This is a genomic window from Paenarthrobacter sp. MSM-2-10-13 (assembly GCF_011605365.1).
In the GTDB taxonomy this organism is placed as follows: domain Bacteria; phylum Actinomycetota; class Actinomycetes; order Actinomycetales; family Micrococcaceae; genus Arthrobacter.
The window spans coordinates 24,781-41,921 of sequence record NZ_JAAOXO010000004.1; the positions used below are offsets into that span (position 1 = coordinate 24,781).

The 17,141-nt window shown below is 60.4% G+C and carries 9 protein-coding genes; 3 read left to right on the top strand and 6 right to left on the bottom strand.

The features are described from left to right. Window positions 1-53: 53 nt before the first annotated feature. From HAV21_RS10770 to HAV21_RS10785, 4 genes are all read right to left on the bottom strand, one after another. A complete protein-coding gene (locus tag HAV21_RS10770; RefSeq protein WP_243753254.1) occupies window positions 54-2,960 on the bottom strand; it encodes an S-layer homology domain-containing protein in 2,907 nt (968 codons plus the stop codon). Between the two features lie 478 nt (window positions 2,961-3,438). After that, the gene (locus tag HAV21_RS10775; protein ID WP_166841851.1) at window positions 3,439-6,396 is read right to left on the bottom strand and encodes an Ig domain-containing protein; all 2,958 of its coding nucleotides are present in this window, start codon (window positions 6,394-6,396) and stop codon (window positions 3,439-3,441) included. A 200-nt stretch (window positions 6,397-6,596) separates the two neighbouring features. Beyond that, on the bottom strand, window positions 6,597-7,199 hold the full coding sequence (locus HAV21_RS10780) for a hypothetical protein (protein ID WP_166841691.1): 603 nt from the start codon (window positions 7,197-7,199) through the stop codon (window positions 6,597-6,599). A 362-nt stretch (window positions 7,200-7,561) separates the two neighbouring features. Further along, the gene (locus HAV21_RS10785) at window positions 7,562-9,292 is read right to left on the bottom strand and encodes a polymerase (protein ID WP_243753235.1); all 1,731 of its coding nucleotides are present in this window, start codon (window positions 9,290-9,292) and stop codon (window positions 7,562-7,564) included. Between the two features lie 285 nt (window positions 9,293-9,577). Here HAV21_RS10785 and HAV21_RS10790 point away from each other — a divergent pair, with 285 nt between their 5' ends. Together HAV21_RS10790 and HAV21_RS10795 are read left to right on the top strand one after the other, a co-directional pair. Continuing rightward, window positions 9,578-12,067, top strand: a complete 2,490-nt coding sequence (locus HAV21_RS10790) for an S-layer homology domain-containing protein (RefSeq protein ID WP_347877642.1) — start codon at window positions 9,578-9,580, stop codon at window positions 12,065-12,067. A 124-nt stretch (window positions 12,068-12,191) separates the two neighbouring features. Beyond that, window positions 12,192-15,170: an S-layer homology domain-containing protein gene (locus HAV21_RS10795; RefSeq protein WP_166841694.1), complete on the top strand. Its 2,979-nt coding sequence runs from the start codon at window positions 12,192-12,194 to the stop codon at window positions 15,168-15,170. Between the two features lie 18 nt (window positions 15,171-15,188). Here HAV21_RS10795 and HAV21_RS10800 read toward each other — a convergent pair whose 3' ends face one another. After that, window positions 15,189-15,401 (bottom strand): DUF4177 domain-containing protein, encoded by a 213-nt coding sequence (locus HAV21_RS10800; protein WP_024817767.1) that lies wholly within the window; start codon window positions 15,399-15,401, stop codon window positions 15,189-15,191. A 252-nt stretch (window positions 15,402-15,653) separates the two neighbouring features. Between HAV21_RS10800 and HAV21_RS10805 the strand changes: the two genes are divergently transcribed. Continuing rightward, the gene (locus HAV21_RS10805; protein ID WP_166841695.1) at window positions 15,654-16,442 is read left to right on the top strand and encodes a hypothetical protein; all 789 of its coding nucleotides are present in this window, start codon (window positions 15,654-15,656) and stop codon (window positions 16,440-16,442) included. Window positions 16,443-16,458: 16 nt separating this feature from the next. Here the strand turns inward: HAV21_RS10805 and HAV21_RS10810 are convergent, their stop codons facing one another. Beyond that, window positions 16,459-17,118: a maleylpyruvate isomerase family mycothiol-dependent enzyme gene (locus tag HAV21_RS10810; protein WP_166841696.1), complete on the bottom strand. Its 660-nt coding sequence runs from the start codon at window positions 17,116-17,118 to the stop codon at window positions 16,459-16,461. Between the last annotated feature and the right edge of the window lie 23 nt (window positions 17,119-17,141).

Sequence of the window (17,141 nt, forward strand, 5' to 3'; positions counted from 1 at the left end):
GACGCAAAAAACAGCTTCCAGCGTACCGGGTTTGTCCCGTCACCATGGCAAAGTTAGCCGCCAACTGGCACGGGAACATGCGAGTCGACTGTGGTGCCGTTGCCCAGCTCCCCGAATTCGTTATATCCCCATGCCCACACCGTGTGATCGTCTTTCAATGCGTACTGTTGATGAAAACCAGCGATGACCTCAACCACGCCGGTTAGGCCCTGCACCGTAACCGGGATGGATGAGTGTGCAGTGGTCCCATTTCCCAGCTGTCCGTGGCCGTTCGCACCCCAGGCCCGGACGCTGCCGTCCGTCATAAGGGCGTAAGCGGACCAGTAGGTGGCGCTGATGTCTTTCACGTTCGCGAGTCCTGCCAATTGGACCGGAGTGGAGGAGTTTACGGTGCTTCCAATGCCGAGCCGCCCGTATTCGTTCCGGCCCCAAGCCCAAACGGACCCATCCTCGCCAATGGCGTAAGTGGAGTAGAAGCGCGTCTCGACTTCAGCTATACCAGAGACTCCGGACACCGTGACCGGTATCAGCACGTCCGTGGTGGTGCCTACACCCGCTTGACCGTAACCGTTGTGCCCCCAAGTCATCACGGTGCCATCTTTCAGCAGTGCCACCGCGGAAAAATTGTCTGCCTTTAGTGCTTTGACACTGGAGAGGCCCAGCACTTGGGACGGAGCGTAAGCTGAACCTCTGTTGCCGTTACCCAGTTGTCCATTTTGATTTAGTCCCCAAGCCCAGACTGTGCCGTCGTCTTTGAGGGCATAGGTCGAATAGATTCCGGTGACCAAAGTGACAACCCCGGTGACCTCAAGGATCTGGCCTGGTTCAGTCGCGAAATTCGAAGCCGGTCGCCCCAGCTCGCCATAACCGTTGCTGCCCCACGACCAAACCGTTCCGTCGTTCTTTATGGCATATGCTGCTGAGTCGCCATTGAAGATCTTTGTGATCTCAGTCAGTCCTTGGATTCGTGCGGGGATCATCGAGGGGCTTGTGGTGCCGTTCCCCAGTTCGCCGCCCATGTTGTACCCCCATGACCAAACCGTCCCGTCGTCCTTCAGAGCAAGGGTTGAATAGGCGCCTGTCTCGATGTCTTGGATACCGCTAAGTCCGGGAAGCTGCTCGGGTACTGACGAATCAGTCACAATGCCCGTATCGGCATTACCCTCCAGTTTCCAAGCCCACACCGTACCGTCGTACTTCAGAGCGTGAGTCGACGCCCCGTTGACTGAGACCTCCTTGACGTTGCCAAACCCTGCCGGCACAGTCGGCGTCGGTGTTGGTGTCGGTGTTGGGTTGGGGTTTGTTGGTTGGGGTTTGATGACGGGGGTGTTTTGGCAGGGGTTTGCGGTGAAGAGGGGCCAGGTGTTGGTTGCTGTGGCTTTCCATTCGCCGAGGTCGAAGCCGAGTATTTTGATGCCTGCCAGGACGCCGAGTCGGCCTTCGACGCCGAGTTCCAGGGGGCAGGTCCAGGTGAGGTCTTGTCCGCTGGCTGCGGTCACGGTGATGGTGGTGGTCGCGTAAGGGCCGATGCCGAAGGTGATCCCGGCGATGCCGTAAAGCTTCATGGTGGCGTCGAAGTCCAGGGATGCTCGTGCGGTCAGGGATGCTGAGGCTTTGTATTCGTTTTCGATTCCTGCGGTGGTGGGTTTGTCGTTGACCAGGTTGAACGAGCCGTTGTTGTATTTGAAGCCGTGGTTGCTGGTGACGGTCTGGGATGAGGAGAACACCACCTCGGCGTTTCCGTCCAGGGAGAAGTTCGCGTTCATGGTCGCGTTGCTGGTCACTACTACCGGGACCGGGCCGGCCATGAACGTGAACGCGGAGTTCAGTTCGCCCAGTTTGGCGGTGACCTGGCCTTTCAGTGATCCCTGGGCCGTGAGGGAGTGTTCGGCTTTGATGGAGGGGGTGATGACCACTGAGACTTCCTTCAGGCTCAGGAAGGCGGTCTCCAGGGTCATTTTTGCTGTGGCTTTGGCCGTGACGGAGGACTTCAGGGTCACCGACCCGTCACCGGTCAAGGGTGCGTCGGGTTTGCCGAACTCGCCCTTGACGGTCCTGCTCAGGACCATGGATTTGTTGAACACCTCCGCGGAGGCCGCCGCGTAAGGCCGGGCCATGTCCGGTGTGGTTGCGGGGCCGGTTCTGGTTGAGGTGGGGGCCGTGTCAGGTTCAACCACGACGTCGGGCGCCGGGATGAACTCGGAACTCACCGGGGTGCCGGTCACTTCGAGCAAACCTCCCGTGGAGACCACGGCCTCGGGCACGGTGGCGGGTTTGGTTTTCACCAGGGTGGTTCCGCCCGGGTCGCGGACTACTTGGACTACCCGGACCAGGAGCCCGTCCGGGGTGCCGGTAGTAGCACCGGAGACCAGTACGTCATTGGGTTTGATGTCCGTGGCCTGATCCGAAGGCAACGCAATGGTGTTGGTGGTCACCTGGGCGGTTTGGAGTTGGGCGGGTTCCAGGACTTCAACATCCGGGGCCACCGTGACCGTCCCCGCGGCAGGGTTTCCCGGGTCGGCCGGGGTTTTCTGGCCCGCGTACCGGTAGAGGAACGCGGCCATCGCATCACGGGCGATCCCGTCAAAGGGCCGGTACTGACGCGCCCCGTTACCAGCATCCCAGCCCGTGGAAATCCCGGCCCCGGCCAACCAGGTGATCTCCGTGTAGAACCCGCCACCGGCGGGAACATCCGTAAAAGGAGACACCGGTGGGGCCGTGAACGCCGGCTTGTCCGCGTACCGGTACAAGAACGCGGCCATCGCGTCACGGGCGATCGGAGACAACGGACGATACTCACGCACCCCGCCATCGAGAGCCCAGCCGGTGGAAATACCCGTGGAGGCAAGCCAGGTGATTTCCTTATAAAACGCTGCCTCTACCGGCACATCCGTGAACGGCGACACCGTGGGGGGTGTGAACGCCGGGGACCCGGCATGACGGTACAAGAACGCGGCCATCGCGTTCCGGGCAATGGACTCCAACGGACGATACTGCCGCACCCCGCCACCAACATCCCAGCCCGTGGAAATACCCGACGCGGCCAACCACGAAATCTCCGTAGCGAACTGCGACTCCACCGGCACATCCGAGAACGACACCACGTTCTCCACCACCGGATCCGCAGCCACCGCCGACGGCACCACCAACAACCCCGGCACCACCACCACAACAACAGCAACCAACCACGCCACACCACGACGAAACACCGCAACCCCCACACACCGGCGACACCCAGACAACACTCAGAAACCAATCAGACGACACCCACCACCTGTAAAGCAACAGTTGGAGGAATTGCGGAGGGAGGTTACGCGACCTTGAGTTCAGTTTCATTCCCCGCACCCCTGAGCCCGATCCCTGCGACCCACATACAAACGGCCGGCCTGGAAACTCCAGACCGGCCATTTGGTTCTTCAGGGTGTTAAGGAGAGGACATTAGGGTGTTTTGGACAGGAAGTGCTGGACGTTTTGGATGATCGGCGTCCTGGCGTCGTACTCGAGGTAATTGATGTCCATTAAGACAACAACGCGCCCTCGTCCGGTCTTCATGTCTCCCTCAGACCAGACGCCTCCGATAGCCACGCTTTCACTACGTGCGAAGACGTTCCTTGCGTCCACACCGGCCATTCCGGTGATGGCGCCGGGTGCATCAGGTGCAAAAGTGGAAAGCACGTTGGGCACCTTGGTGATCTCATTGGTGGCTGCAGGATTGAAAGTGAAGGTTCCCTGCACGTCCCCCATACGTCCGACTACTACGTTTTGGTCGACCAGGACCTCCTGCAGGACACTCTGAACGCTGGCATTCAGCGCCTCGCAGCACGGGCGTTCACCTGTGAGGTAGGCCGCTCCACCGTCTGCAATGAAACTGGCAACGCGGCGCTCTTCAGCATCGCTCCATCCGTAGCGGGACGGATTCCAAATTGATTTGTAGCCGCTCAAATCCTCAGGGAGAACCGTCGCCTCCACAACCTCTGCACCGGTGTCGCGGAGAGTTTTGGCGACACTTGCAATGCCATACCCTTCATCGCCATCGGCATATACAAGGACTTTGTTTCCACGCGGTGGGGTTGGGTTTACCACCAATGCCAGCGGAGCCGATGCAGCCGCTCCGGATTTGTCCGTCGCTGTAACAGTGATGTTGACCGTAGCAACTGCAGTTGGAACACCCGCGACTATGCCGGTCCCTGGATTGAGGGCGAGACCTGACGGCAGCGTCCCTTTGGAAATCGTCCAGGTGTAGGGCGGCGTCCCGCCCTTGGCAGCGAGAGCTATTTTGTATGCCCTTCCCACGGTCGCGCTGGGCAACGAGGCTGACAGCACCTTCAGGGGTTCAACCGCTGGGTTTACTTCCGGGTCGGGAGTACCGGGGGCCGGTGGCTTTGTGGACCATGAGGCGATGGTCTTTTCGTAGATCGTGCCGGAGTAAATGGTCACGTGAGGCCCGCCGTCGAAGAAACAGACAAGGCAAGCGCCAAGTTCGAATCCAACCCGGCCCTTAAGCTCGGCCATGGGGTCTTCGGTGGGGTGGTAACCGGCAGAGACGGACGCGTTGATCTGGCCCGTAATTCCGACGATTTCCACCCATGTAACGCGTGTATCGATTGCTCCGGTCAGGGTCGCATCGATGCCCGAATCGCTGGAGAGGCCTAACGGCTCGTGCTCAGTACCGCAGGTGGCGGCCCGGCTTTCCTTGCCGTCACGCCACTGGTAGGACGTGCCGCATTGGAGGGTGACGGAGGTGCTGAGATCCAGTTTGCCGTTGACCTCAAACGTCAGGGACGGCTGGGCCGTCATGACGATGGCGCCGACGCCGGACGGGACGGTCACTTTGACCTCGGGACCCGTCAGAGTGCAGATACCTTCACCGGAAACAGCTGCTCCCAGGTTGACGGTGATAGATCCCTCGATGTTGGCCTGGAGCTGGTGAAGTCCGCTAAAGAAGGGCTTCCAATCGGCATAGAGCGAGGGTTTCATGTCAGGCGTAACAGACAAGCCCTTGAGGTCTGCTGTCGCGCCGCCTTCACACTGTATTTTCTTCGGCGCAGGGACCGGATCCTTCGCTGCGAAAGGGGTGGAGAGTTTCTCGGATTCGCCCAGTGAGGTGGCTACAGCTGCTGGGTCGGTGAAATGAACAGTGCCTTCGGAGTAGGCCGCGGAAAGGTTGGCCGTGGAGACCGACACCAAGAGCGTGCCGTCAGCGGTCCTTTGAACGTCATTGACGTAGAGGATTGCGCCTGATTCGAGATTGGCCCAAGGGTCCAGAGTCAGCACCTGACCCGCGGTCACGTCGATGGACGTAAGCTCCACGGAGACAATCTGGTTCGATTCAGGGTCCCTGTTGATGGCAACGATGTTGTCCCCTGGGACGCGGACCGTATTTTCCTGGGGCACCAGGATCTCGCATGCCTTGCCTGCACACTCTTCAGGTGCGGCTTCCGGGACGCTAAGGTTCAGCGTGCGCGAAAGCTTCATCCCGGAATCATCAGTGGCTGTCACAGAGACCGGGTAATCACCCGTGGCCGTTGGAGAACCGGACAATATGCCGGTGGGCGAGAGAGTGACACCCTCCGGTAGGCCTGAGGCGCTCCATGTCAGGGAGCCGAATCCGCCTGCCCCAGTGAGCTGCTCGAGGTACGTGACTCCGGCGATGCCATCCATCAAGTGATCGTTGGAAATGGTGAGCGGGCTTGTTTTCAGGTGGAAGCGGTACATAAACGCTGCCATGGCATCACGGTTGACAGCCTGCAACGCCCGGTACGTCTTCGAGCCGTTCGCTTCGGTCCACCCGGTGCTGATGCCGGAAGAGGCAAGCCACGCCATTTCCTTGTAGAACTGCTGGGACGTGGACACATCCGCGAATGGCGAGACTGCCGGCGGGGTGTAATCCGGGCTTCCCGCCAGACGGTAAAGGAACGCTGCCATGGCATCGCGGTTGACAGGCTGAAGTGCCCGGTAGGTTTTAGTGAAGCCGTCTGCTTCGGTCCAGCCGGTGCTGATGCCCTTGGACGCGAGCCAAGCCATCTCTTTGTAGAACTGCTGGGACGTGGACACATCAGCGAAAGGTGACTCTGCGGGCGGGACGAATCCCGGACTGCCGGAGAGCCGGTACATGAACGCCGCCATCGCGTCCCTGTTTACTGCCTGCAACGCCCTGTAGGTCTTTGACCCGTTGGCCTCGGACCATCCGGTGCTGACACCCGCGCCAGCCAACCAAGCCATCTCAGCGTAGAACTGCTGGGATGTGGAGACGTCTGCAAAAGGAGACGTGGCGGGTGCAGGGAAGGACGGCCCGTTGTTCTGGGCCACGGAGTCCGGCTGGGTCTGGGTCGAAGCCGCGGGTACGGCCGCTGGATCTGCGGGAGCCGCACTGGCCGGAACCAGCCCGATCATCATGAAAGCCGTTAGGGCAAGACTGATCCCGGAAGCAAGAAGCTTCCGTCTGTATTTATGGCGCACTTATATCAACTTTCCGCACGTTTTGGCGGAAACCCGCCCCCATTTCATCTACCAATTGGCAGTTATTCTAAAAGATAGCCTTAGTCTGCTGCGTACTCCAATTTCACTTCATGGCGGAATCGGCCCAGAGTCACGTTTCAGGTGGCGGGATGTTTGACGAGCTCGGGCATCACGGCTCCACACTCATAGGCGGGTGAATCAGCGCCCACTATCGCACCTAGGAATCCATGCAAAGGGCAACCGAAACGGCGGAAGTCGCCTCCGTCGTAGGAGACGAGGAATGCGTCAGGCTTAGTTAGGGCTTCCTTGATAGCTGGCCACTCCGATTCGGGAAATCCGGCCATCCCGGCGGTTTGGTGCCCGCCGGGCGATCCTTTGAAAACCTTCAGGGCTGTGGTACCGCCAGCGGGAGTTGAAACGTCTGCATATCCAAAGCCAAGCAAGATCGAGCATGGTTTGGTGGCGCGTTTGGCGGACTCAGCGGCCGATAGACAAATGGGGCTGTCGCTATTCCAGAGCGCGCTGACCAGGAACTTCGGATTACCGAAGGGCTTAGTCACGCCATCCACCCCTTTGAAGGAAACGTTGCGTCCCGGAGTGGTGTTTATTATGTGGAGGTCCATATCAAGTAGGAACCTGGCACTCATAAAGCCCGGCTTGTCGTCGGCCACTGTCTCGCCCAAGGAGCTCGTTATGACATTCACATCGAGATCGAAAGTGTAGCCGTCCACATCTTTCATGTGGGCAACAAAAGTGCCGGACGGCCCTCTCGTACCGGCGACTGCAGGGCCAGTTAGCGGCGTTTGCGTTGGTGTGGGCGTAACAGATTCCACGGGCACAACGGCCTCTGAGGGGCTTGCAACGGGGCTATTAGCGGGTGGCGTTCCAGGGCTCGGCGCGCAGGACACGAGCGAGGCCACTGTCAAAGCCAGAATCCACACGTGGGCATTGTATTTCCTGTCTGCTCCGGAAATTCGCATTACCGTTCACCCCGAGATCTCCCACCCATAATGGGCTCGACACCGTGCCTGACCAAACCGTATTGCATGCCTCCTCGAACGCGCTATATATGACTGATGAATTTTTGTCATGTCACACGGATTTATCGAGCCTGTGCCAGCCGCTTCTCCACGTCGGCAGCTTTTTCGGGCTGGCCGGACACCACGTAAAGCTCCGAGAGGATGGACAGTGCCCGCTCCGGTTTGGGAGTCAGTGCAGCAGCGCGTTCAATATCTGCAATTGCGCCCGCCGCATCCTGCCCGCTCGCTTTGGCAAGTCCCCGGAGGAGGTATGGCTCCGACGTCCACGGAGAGCGCTCAATCTGCCTGTCCAGAGTCTTCCATGCGGCCTCAACGTCGCCAGTCCCAAGTTGCCCGACGGCAAGCGCCGTCAGTGCCTCCATGGAGCCCGGGTTACGCTCGACGGCGGAACTCGCCCAGGTGACTGCGGCAGCTGCCGCTGTTGTATCGCCGGTGACGGCCCGAACAGCGAACGCCTGGGCGGCAAGGAGATCTATGTCCTGGTCCCAGGGTCGCAAAGCCCTGGCCTGTTCGAATTCCTTGGAGGCCAGCGGGATGTCCCCCTTGGCAGCCAGCTCAGTTCCGGATTTCATTGGCAGCTCTGCGCTTGCCGCCACACCACTGAGGATGGCACCCATCAAGGCAAGCCCTGCCGCTGCCAGGCGCACTGAATTCAACACCTTGCCCGGCCGACGCCCGGCGTCTGCTTCTTGTGCTGGTACATTTCCAAGGATGGCACCGGCCAGAACGCACACCAGGGCGGTTGTTCCCGGCGAGGTGAAGTGAGTCATGAGGGCGAATCCGTAGCCGCATACTGCCGCCAGCGCGCCTACCAGAAACAGTTTGTGTTCGTTCACCGGTAGGGCGCGGCTACGCCTGACGCCCGCCACGATGACCGTACACATAACGACCCCCGCGGATAGGAGGAACAGCAGTCCTCCTGCGCTGACCAATTGAAGAGCCACCATGTGCGGGCTGTCCGCCGGGAACTCAGTTCCCACGTTCCTGGCGAATGCGTCGGATAGGTGAGAAGGCAAGACGTCCACGAATTGCCCGGCCCCAAGCCCAACGAACGCGTTGCCCGACAATGCACGGAGGGATGCCTCCCAGAGATACACGCGACCCGCGACTGTTTCCGTGCTGAACAAGCGATCAGCGACGGAAGGGATGGACCATGACAAGACGGCCGCAGCGCCCAAAAAGCCCGCGAGGGCAGTGAGCGCGAGGACTCGCTTTCCGGATCTCATGAGCTGGAACGCCTTGAATCCGAAAAGCACAGTTCCGCAAACTACCACAACCAGAATGCAAGCCCGCGAACCGGAAGCGACCGTAACCACTCCTGCCGCAACAGCACCTATTTGTGCCAGCCTGTTCTTTGTCCACAACGCCGAGGGCAGAAGCAGCAAGCATGCGACCAACCCCACCAAGCCCAGGTCCGTGGCATTCCCCAAGGTCGCTCCGGGACGGACATCGTCGGCGCCGCCAAGGGGCCTGAGACCAGCCGCCTCGGCCACCGCGATAGGCGCCAGAATGAGCATGCTGAAGCACAGCCCCCGGCCTAGATAGCGCCTGCTTTTCGAAGCCGTGGACCCCCCAAGCACTCTCGCACCGGCTACCAATAGACCCACATACAAAAGCAGGACAGGTAGGCCTTCGTAACGCGGCCATCGTCCAACGATGGCAGCACCGGGGTCTCCGGAACTCAGTGCGGCAATGAGGAAAGCCGCCGCTATCGCTGCCAGAATCAGCGCCACGGGACGCCCGAGTCTTGACGTCGCCGGGACTAGAAGGCCCACGCCCAGTGCAATAAACAAAATAGTCAGTTTTGGCAGCACAAACCTGTGCAGGCCGTCCGGAAGTAAAACCAGGGGCGCTGCGATAAATAACGTCACACTAATGAGTGCTAATCGGTCATTACCGAAAGTTGACTCCCAAATGCGACGTAATGATTGCACTATTTTCCCCCATGATCGACAGACCCGCCGTATAAGAAATAGCATGTGGCAGACGCAACAACTTGACTTGACTCGGCGTCGAAAAACAAATATATGGGGGCACCTTTGAAAAAACCGAAAATTTCCCGGCACTTACTTGTGCCCGTGGCCGGTCTGTCACTCCTCGCAGCATCCTTCTCCGGCGCTCCGGCCGCCATGGCTGCGGGAACTGCGAGCATCAGCGGTAGCGTGCAGATGCAGGCTGGTCTGAGTGCCAGCATGATCATCATCGACGCTTACAAGGACGATATGTACGTCGGCGAGACCCGGATTTGGAGCGGTTCCGGGGCCTATACCTTGAGCGGTCTGGAGCCCGGCAACTACAAGGTCAAATTCAGTGCCTACGGTGAAGGTGGCGGCGCTCCGGTCAACGTCCAGGAATGGTTTGACGACAAAGAACTGGCATCCTCGGCTCAGACAATCACTCTGACCACGGGGCAGGCACAGGCAAACGTCTCAGCAGTCCTGAACGCAGGCGCTACAGTCGGCGGCAAGGTGTCCGTCCCTGCCGGCGTCGATGCCACCAAGGTGAACGTGAACGCAACACGCGATGGCGAGTACAGCTCATATAGCACTTCGCTGAAAGCGGATGGTACGTACTCGCTCACCAACATGATCGCCGGTCAATACCGGCTGCGGTTCAACTGGGGCTCCCCGTGGGATCCCAACCCAACCCCCAGCCCGGTGATCGAGACCTTCCTTGGGAGCAAGGACTGGTCGTCAGCCACCCTGCTCGAGGTTCCCAAACAAGGCAACATCACGCAAAACGTTTCTTTGGCCCCCGCCGGAATCGCGACCGGCAAAGTGACTGTTCCAGCCGGTGTCGATCCCACGAAGGTCTCTGTCTACTTTTCCAATGCGGCCAAGCCCTCCGATCCAGGGGGATACACCACGGCAAACGCCAATGGCGACTTCAGCATTGGAGGGCTGACCCCGGCCACCTACCGAGTTTCCTTTGGCTGGAGCGGCTCCGACTCCCCCGTGCTTTCCGCGTACTACGGGCCTTCGGGAGCTACGCAAGACAATGCCACTTTGGTAACCCTGCAACCAGCCCAAACCGTTACAGGAATCAACCAAACACTGATAGCTGCCGCGAAAATAAAGGGCAAAGTGACGGTCCCCGCAGGATTCTCGGCGTCTGGCATCATGGTAACGGCTAAAGCCACAACCGACCTTGCCTGGGTGAGCAGTGCCCAAACCGATTCGACGGGTGCGTTCAGCATAGGCGGCCTCCCGGCAGGATCATACAAATTGCAGTACTCGCCCTTCAACCAAAACCTTCTGGACCAGTGGCAGGGCCAGAAGCAGGACGCGTCAGCATCAATCGCCGTTGCTGTGACTACCGGTCAGACAATCTCGGTGGCCAATGAGGTTTTGGTGCCTGGGGCCGCCGTATCGGGCACGCTCAGCGTTCCTGCAGGTTCCTTCAGCCAAGCCAACTACGCTGCCTTGGTAGGCCCCGGCGGAGTGGTCAGCCAGGCCTCTGTCGATAACACTGGAAGCTTCTCTTTCAGCCGGCTTCCGGCAGGGACCTATGCCATTGAATTCAACCGATCCAGCGGCTTGACCACTGACGTTGAAGCCTCCTTCTTCAAAGACAAGTCCGAATCCGCAGGCGCTTCATCAGCCACCACGGTCACTGTGGCTACAGGTGAAGCGAAGACCGGGCTGACAAGCACAGCGAAGACGGGTGGCACGCTCACGGGAAAGATTGTGGGCACAGACGGGCAGCCACTGAATAATGTTCCTGTCCGCGTTTACACCAAGGACGGCTCGCTGGTCACCCGCGGCGCGAACACCATCGCCGATGGCACGTTCAAGGTGACAGGACTTACCACGGGAAGCTACTTGGTCTCGGCCAACATGATCCCAACCCGGCCTTCGGGCTCCCTCGGAACTATCTTCTCCGGCAACGTCAAGACCGAAGGGGCTGCCTCGAACGTAGGAACCACAGTGGGTACAAACACTGACATCGGTACCCTCAGCTTCGCCACAGCAGGCAACGCCGGCACCGGATTCTCCGACGTACCTGCGGGCGGGCAGTTCAGCACAGAGATTAGCTGGATGGCCACTGCCGGTATCAGCACCGGCTGGACGGAGGCGGATGGCTCCAAAACGTTCCGGCCGCTCTCCCCCGTCAACCGTGATGCGATGGCAGCCTTCATGTACCGGCTGGCAGGAAAGCCAGCCTTCACTCCCCCGGCCACGTCACCGTTCACGGATGTGCCCACCAGCAGCCAGTTCTACAAGGAAATTACGTGGCTCGCTGACAAGGGTGTCTCCACCGGTTGGACAGAGTCGGACGGCAGCAAAACCTACCGGCCCCTTCAGGCTGTCAACCGGGATGCGATGGCAGCCTTCATGTACCGGCTGGCAGGGAAACCCGCCTTCGATCCCCCGAGTGCGTCACCGTTCACCGATGTGCCCACCAGCAGCCAGTTCTACAAAGAGATCACCTGGCTGGCAGCTCAAGGCATCAGCACTGGCTGGACAGAAGCGGACAACAGCAAGACGTTCCGCCCGCTTAACGCCGTCAATCGCGATGCGATGGCTGCCTTCATGTACCGCTATAACGGTAAGTTCAACCCGAGTTAGTCCTCAGCAAGCGAACGGCCGGCACCACAAGAGGTGGTGCCGGCCTTCTCGTACCTTCGGGTGCCGCCGTCCAAGGCAGCCCCTTCTTTCGTCCTGATTATTTTCCCAAGGTGTGGGGGTTGCGGTGTTTCGTCGTGGTGTGGCGTGGTTGGTCGCTGTTGTTGTGGTGGTGGTGCCGGGGTTGTTGGTGGTGCCGTCGGCGGTGGCTGCGGATCCGGTGGTGGAGAACGTGGTGTCGTTCTCGGATGTGCCGGTGGAGTCGCAGTTCGCGACGGAGATTTCGTGGTTGGCCGCGTCGGGTATTTCCACGGGCTGGGATGTTGGTGGCGGGGTGCGGCAGTATCGTCCGTTGGAGTCCATTGCCCGGAACGCGATGGCCGCGTTCTTGTACCGCCATGCCGGGTCCCCGGCGTTCACACCGCCCACGGCGTCTCCGTTCACGGATGTCCCGGTAGAGGCAGCGTTTTATAAAGAAATCACCTGGCTTGCCTCCACGGGCATTTCCACCGGCTGGGCTCTCGATGGCGGGGTGCGTGAGTATCGTCCGTTGTCTCCGATCGCCCGTGATGCGATGGCCGCGTTCTTGTACCGGTACGCGGACAAGCCAGCGTTCACGGCCCCACCGGTGTCTCCTTTTACGGATGTTCCCGCCGGTGGCGGGTTCTACACGGAGATCACCTGGTTGGCCGGGGCCGGGATTTCCACGGGCTGGGATGCTGGTAACGGTGCGCGTCAGTACCGGCCCTTTGACGGGATCGCCCGTGATGCGATGGCCGCGTTCCTCTACCGGTACGCGGGCCAGAAAACCCCGGCCGACCCGGGAAACCCTGCCGCGGGGACGGTCACGGTGGCCCCGGATGTTGAAGTCCTGGAACCCGCCCAACTCCAAACCGCCCAGGTGACCACCAACACCATTGCGTTGCCTTCGGATCAGGCCACGGACATCAAACCCAATGACGTACTGGTCTCCGGTGCTACTACCGGCACCCCGGACGGGCTCCTGGTCCGGGTAGTCCAAGTAGTCCGCGACCCGGGCGGAACCACCCTGGTGAAAACCAAACCCGCCACCGTGCCCGAGGCCGTGGTCTCCACGGGAGGTCTGCTCGAAGTGACCGGCACCCCGGTGAGTTCCGAGTTCATCCCCGCGCCCGACGTCGTGGTTGAACCCGACACGGCCCCCACCTCAACCAGAACCAGCCCCGCAACCACACCGGACATGGCCCGGCCCTACGCGGCCGCCTCCGCGGAAGTGTTCAACAAATCCATGGTCCTGAGCAGGACCGTCAAGGGCGAGTTCGGCAAACCCGACGCACCCTTGACCGGTGACGGGTCAGTGACCCTGAAGTCCTCCGTCACGGCCAAAGCCACAGCAAAAATGACCCTGGAGACCGCCTTCCTGAGCCTGAAGGAAGTCTCAGTGGTCATCACCCCCTCCATCAAAGCCGAACACTCCCTCACGGCCCAGGGATCACTGAAAGGCCAGGTCACCGCCAAACTGGGCGAACTGAACTCCGCGTTCACGTTCATGGCCGGCCCGGTCCCGGTAGTAGTGACCAGCAACGCGACCATGAACGCGAACTTCTCCCTGGACGGAAACGCCGACGTGGTGTTCTCCTCATCCCAGACCGTCACCAGCAACCACGGCTTCAAATACAACAACGGCTCGTTCAACCTGGTCAACGACAAACCCACCACCGCAGGAATCGAAAACGAATACAAAGCCTCAGCATCCCTGACCGCACGAGCATCCCTGGACTTCGACGCCACCATCAAGCTCTACGGCATCGCCGGGATCACCTTCGGCATCGGCCCCTACGCGACCACCACCATCACCGTCACCACCGCCAGCGGACAAGACCTCACCTGGACCTGCCCCCTGGAACTCGGCGTCGAAGGCCGACTCGGCGTCCTGGCAGGCATCAAAATACTCGGCTTCGACCTCGGCGAATGGAAAGCCACAGCAACCAACACCTGGCCCCTCTTCACCGCAAACCCCTGCCAAAACACCCCCGTCATCAAACCCTCCGACCCAGTACAAACCGGCGTCATCGGCATGGCGGCGGGGATTGAGAGCGCCTTCGCTCTGAAAGCCGACGGGACACTGTGGGCATGGGGTTTCAATGCCTCCGGAAATTTGGGGACAGGCTCCGATGCGTATGCCACCTACGTGCCCGCTCTGGTTTTGGGACTTCGGAAGGTCACAGGTGTCGCAGCATACGGATACAACGCCTACGCCCTCAAGAGCGACGGATCCGTGTGGGCCTGGGGGAGCAACTATTACGGCCAGCTTGGCAACTCAAGTGGTGGGCAATATTCATCGGTTCCACTGGAGGTACAGGGATTGAACAGCGTCAGGAGTGTCGCCACTAACGGGAACACAGCCTACGCGTTGCGCTCCGACGGCACTGTTTGGGCATGGGGAAACAACACCAAAGGCCAGCAAGGGCAAGGCCACACTCTGGGGACAGGCAGTACACCCCTTCAGGTGCAAGGTCTCACGGATGTCACCAAAATCTCGGGCGGCGGAAATTCGGGCTACGCCTTAAAAAGCGACGGTACAGTGTGGGCGTGGGGTTACAACGGGGAGGGCCAGCTAGGCAACGGAACAACCGTCAACTCCTTGGTACCGGTCAGGGTTTCGGGCTTGGACGGAGTGCGGGACATTGTGGGCACCAGCTATGGCGCCCTTGCCCTTCGCAACGATGGAACCGTCTGGGCTTGGGGTCACAACGGGCTTGGCCTGTTGGCGAACGGAACATACCAGGGATATAGCGATGTCCCCGTTCAGATCCCTGGGCTAAGTGGCATGGAAAGCATAGGGGCTAACACTAATAGCGCCTTCGCTTCCAACGGTGCAGATGAGTTTTGGGCTTGGGGGTACAACTATTCAGGGGAGCTGGGAGATGGCACCCGAAACAACGCAACCGCACCGGTTCGCGTGCAGCAGCTAAACGGTGTCCAGTTTGTCACTGGAGGCCTCTACACGTCCTATGCCCTAACCGGCGACGGAAGACTCTGGTCTTGGGGAGAGAACGGTCTGGGACAACTAGGAAACGGCACAACTGCAGACTCTTACGTTCCGCAGGAAGTTCCGGCCTTCTGATCCGGCGTGCGTGGAGCCCTAGCCGACGCGCTCAAACACCATGGTCGCCTGTATGCGATCGCCGCCGCCGATCACGCCCTTGCTTCCGCTGCTGGCGGTGGTGATGGTGTGGAGCCTGTAACCCTTAGCGGCTTGATCGTTGATGGCCTTTTCCAGGGAAGGCAGGTTACCCGAACCGGCGCCCCACATTTTTTCTTTCAGGATCACCTGGAGAACCACGTATTGCTGCATTTGCGCCACTTCCTTCTGTTGCTGGACGGTTGCGTGCAAGGCTACTCGACGCCGGTGGGGAACCTATGGGTTTCTGTCCAGTTCGCGGTCCACAATCCGGATTGCATGCGCCGTAACTGATCTACTAACAACCCTTATTGTCATGGGTTGTGTGCCGGAGGAGACTTGTGGCGACGGCATCCCATCTGGGGCCGCCCGCGAGGCCACTGAGCTGCGGGGCCTCGCAGTACCCCAAAGCGGCTTGGTGGATCGGTGAGCCCCATGACACCCCTGGATCTGGCTACTCAAAGACGGCGCTATCTCTTACCCTTGCTGGTTATCGCACTCGTTGGATGTCTCGGTGGGTGTGACTCCAAGCCCGACGACGCCTCCCTCCCGTCCCCAAGTTCTTCTACGACGGAGGCCCGCACGGCCCCGGCACAGCCTGAAGGTGGCGCCCCCCAAACAATCCCACTGCTGCCGGAGAGTGGCAACCTCGACGCCGGCACCTACCGCGTCCTCGTCAAGGGCTACTCGGCGCCTTTCGAGATCACAGTCCCAGCCGGTTGGTCGACTGACGACGGCGATGGTGTGGCCAAAGATGACCCGAATCACCCGGACGAATGGGGGGTCTACGTGGGTTGGTGGCCCGCCGACTATGTGCCGACCGACGCATGCGCTTGGGAGGGCGCGCTCGTCAAGGTCGATCCGTCGCTTAAGAGCTTCGTCGACGCATTGACGGCGCAGACGTCAACGGCGAGCACCCCTCCCGTCAAGGTCAAGGTGGGTGATTACTCCGGCTTGGAGTTCGACCATTTCGTCAAGGGCGGCGTGGACATCACAGGCTGCGACCGCGATAAGTTCTGCATCCACTCTGAATTCTCAAACGAATGCTCACGCTGGTACTCGAGCGCCGCTGAGCGCGAAACTTACCGGGTTGTGGATTTGAACGGCAAGCGCGCTGTGAGCTGGGTGGTGCAATTCCACGAATCGATCAATCCGGAGCTGACGAGGGAGGCACGCGCCGTTTTCGACTCGATCATGTTCGGGCCCGGTAATTGAACGGGCAGCTGGGGAACTAGGCGGATCTCGCGGCCGAGATGTCCAGGCGTGAGCGAAGAGTAGGAACACCGGGACCCTTGAGGTCCTCAAGGTAGGGATGACGTCCGGCCATCGCCATCACCAGGGCGAGGGTCGTACCAGTAACCAGCGGTCCTGTACCTGAAGAGAAGGCGCCGTCATTCGCCTCCAGCCGCAGGTCGGCGGCGTGCGTGCGGCTGGCGACTGCAAAGTCCCGGCGGGCGTAGAACTCCGCGACGGGCGTCAAAGCGTCAATGCTCGGAGTGCGTGGAAGTCCCAGAGGCCGGCGGATGTCCTGGGCATGCACCACTACCTCCCCCAGATACGCCGGAGTATCGGAGGACGGTGCGATGCTGCTGTGGATGACGGCTCGAAACCGGTCCAATGTCTTAGCCGGAGTGCTACCAAGGTGCTCCTCGAGCCTGCGCTGGTTATGCACGTCAGGGCGGAAACGCGCACCGAGCATGCTGCGCAGCCACTGCCACTGGTTAAGGCTCGCCGCTGCCGTGAGATGTGCGACTACTTGCTCCACATTCCACTGCCCGCACAGGGTCTTGTGACGCCACTGTTCCGCGCTAAGGCCCATCAAGTCCTCCATCAGCGCTGCGCGCTCAGCGTGAACCAGGGTCCAAAGATGGCCGTCCGAAAGTTTCCCCATAACTTCCTGCTTTCTCCACATGA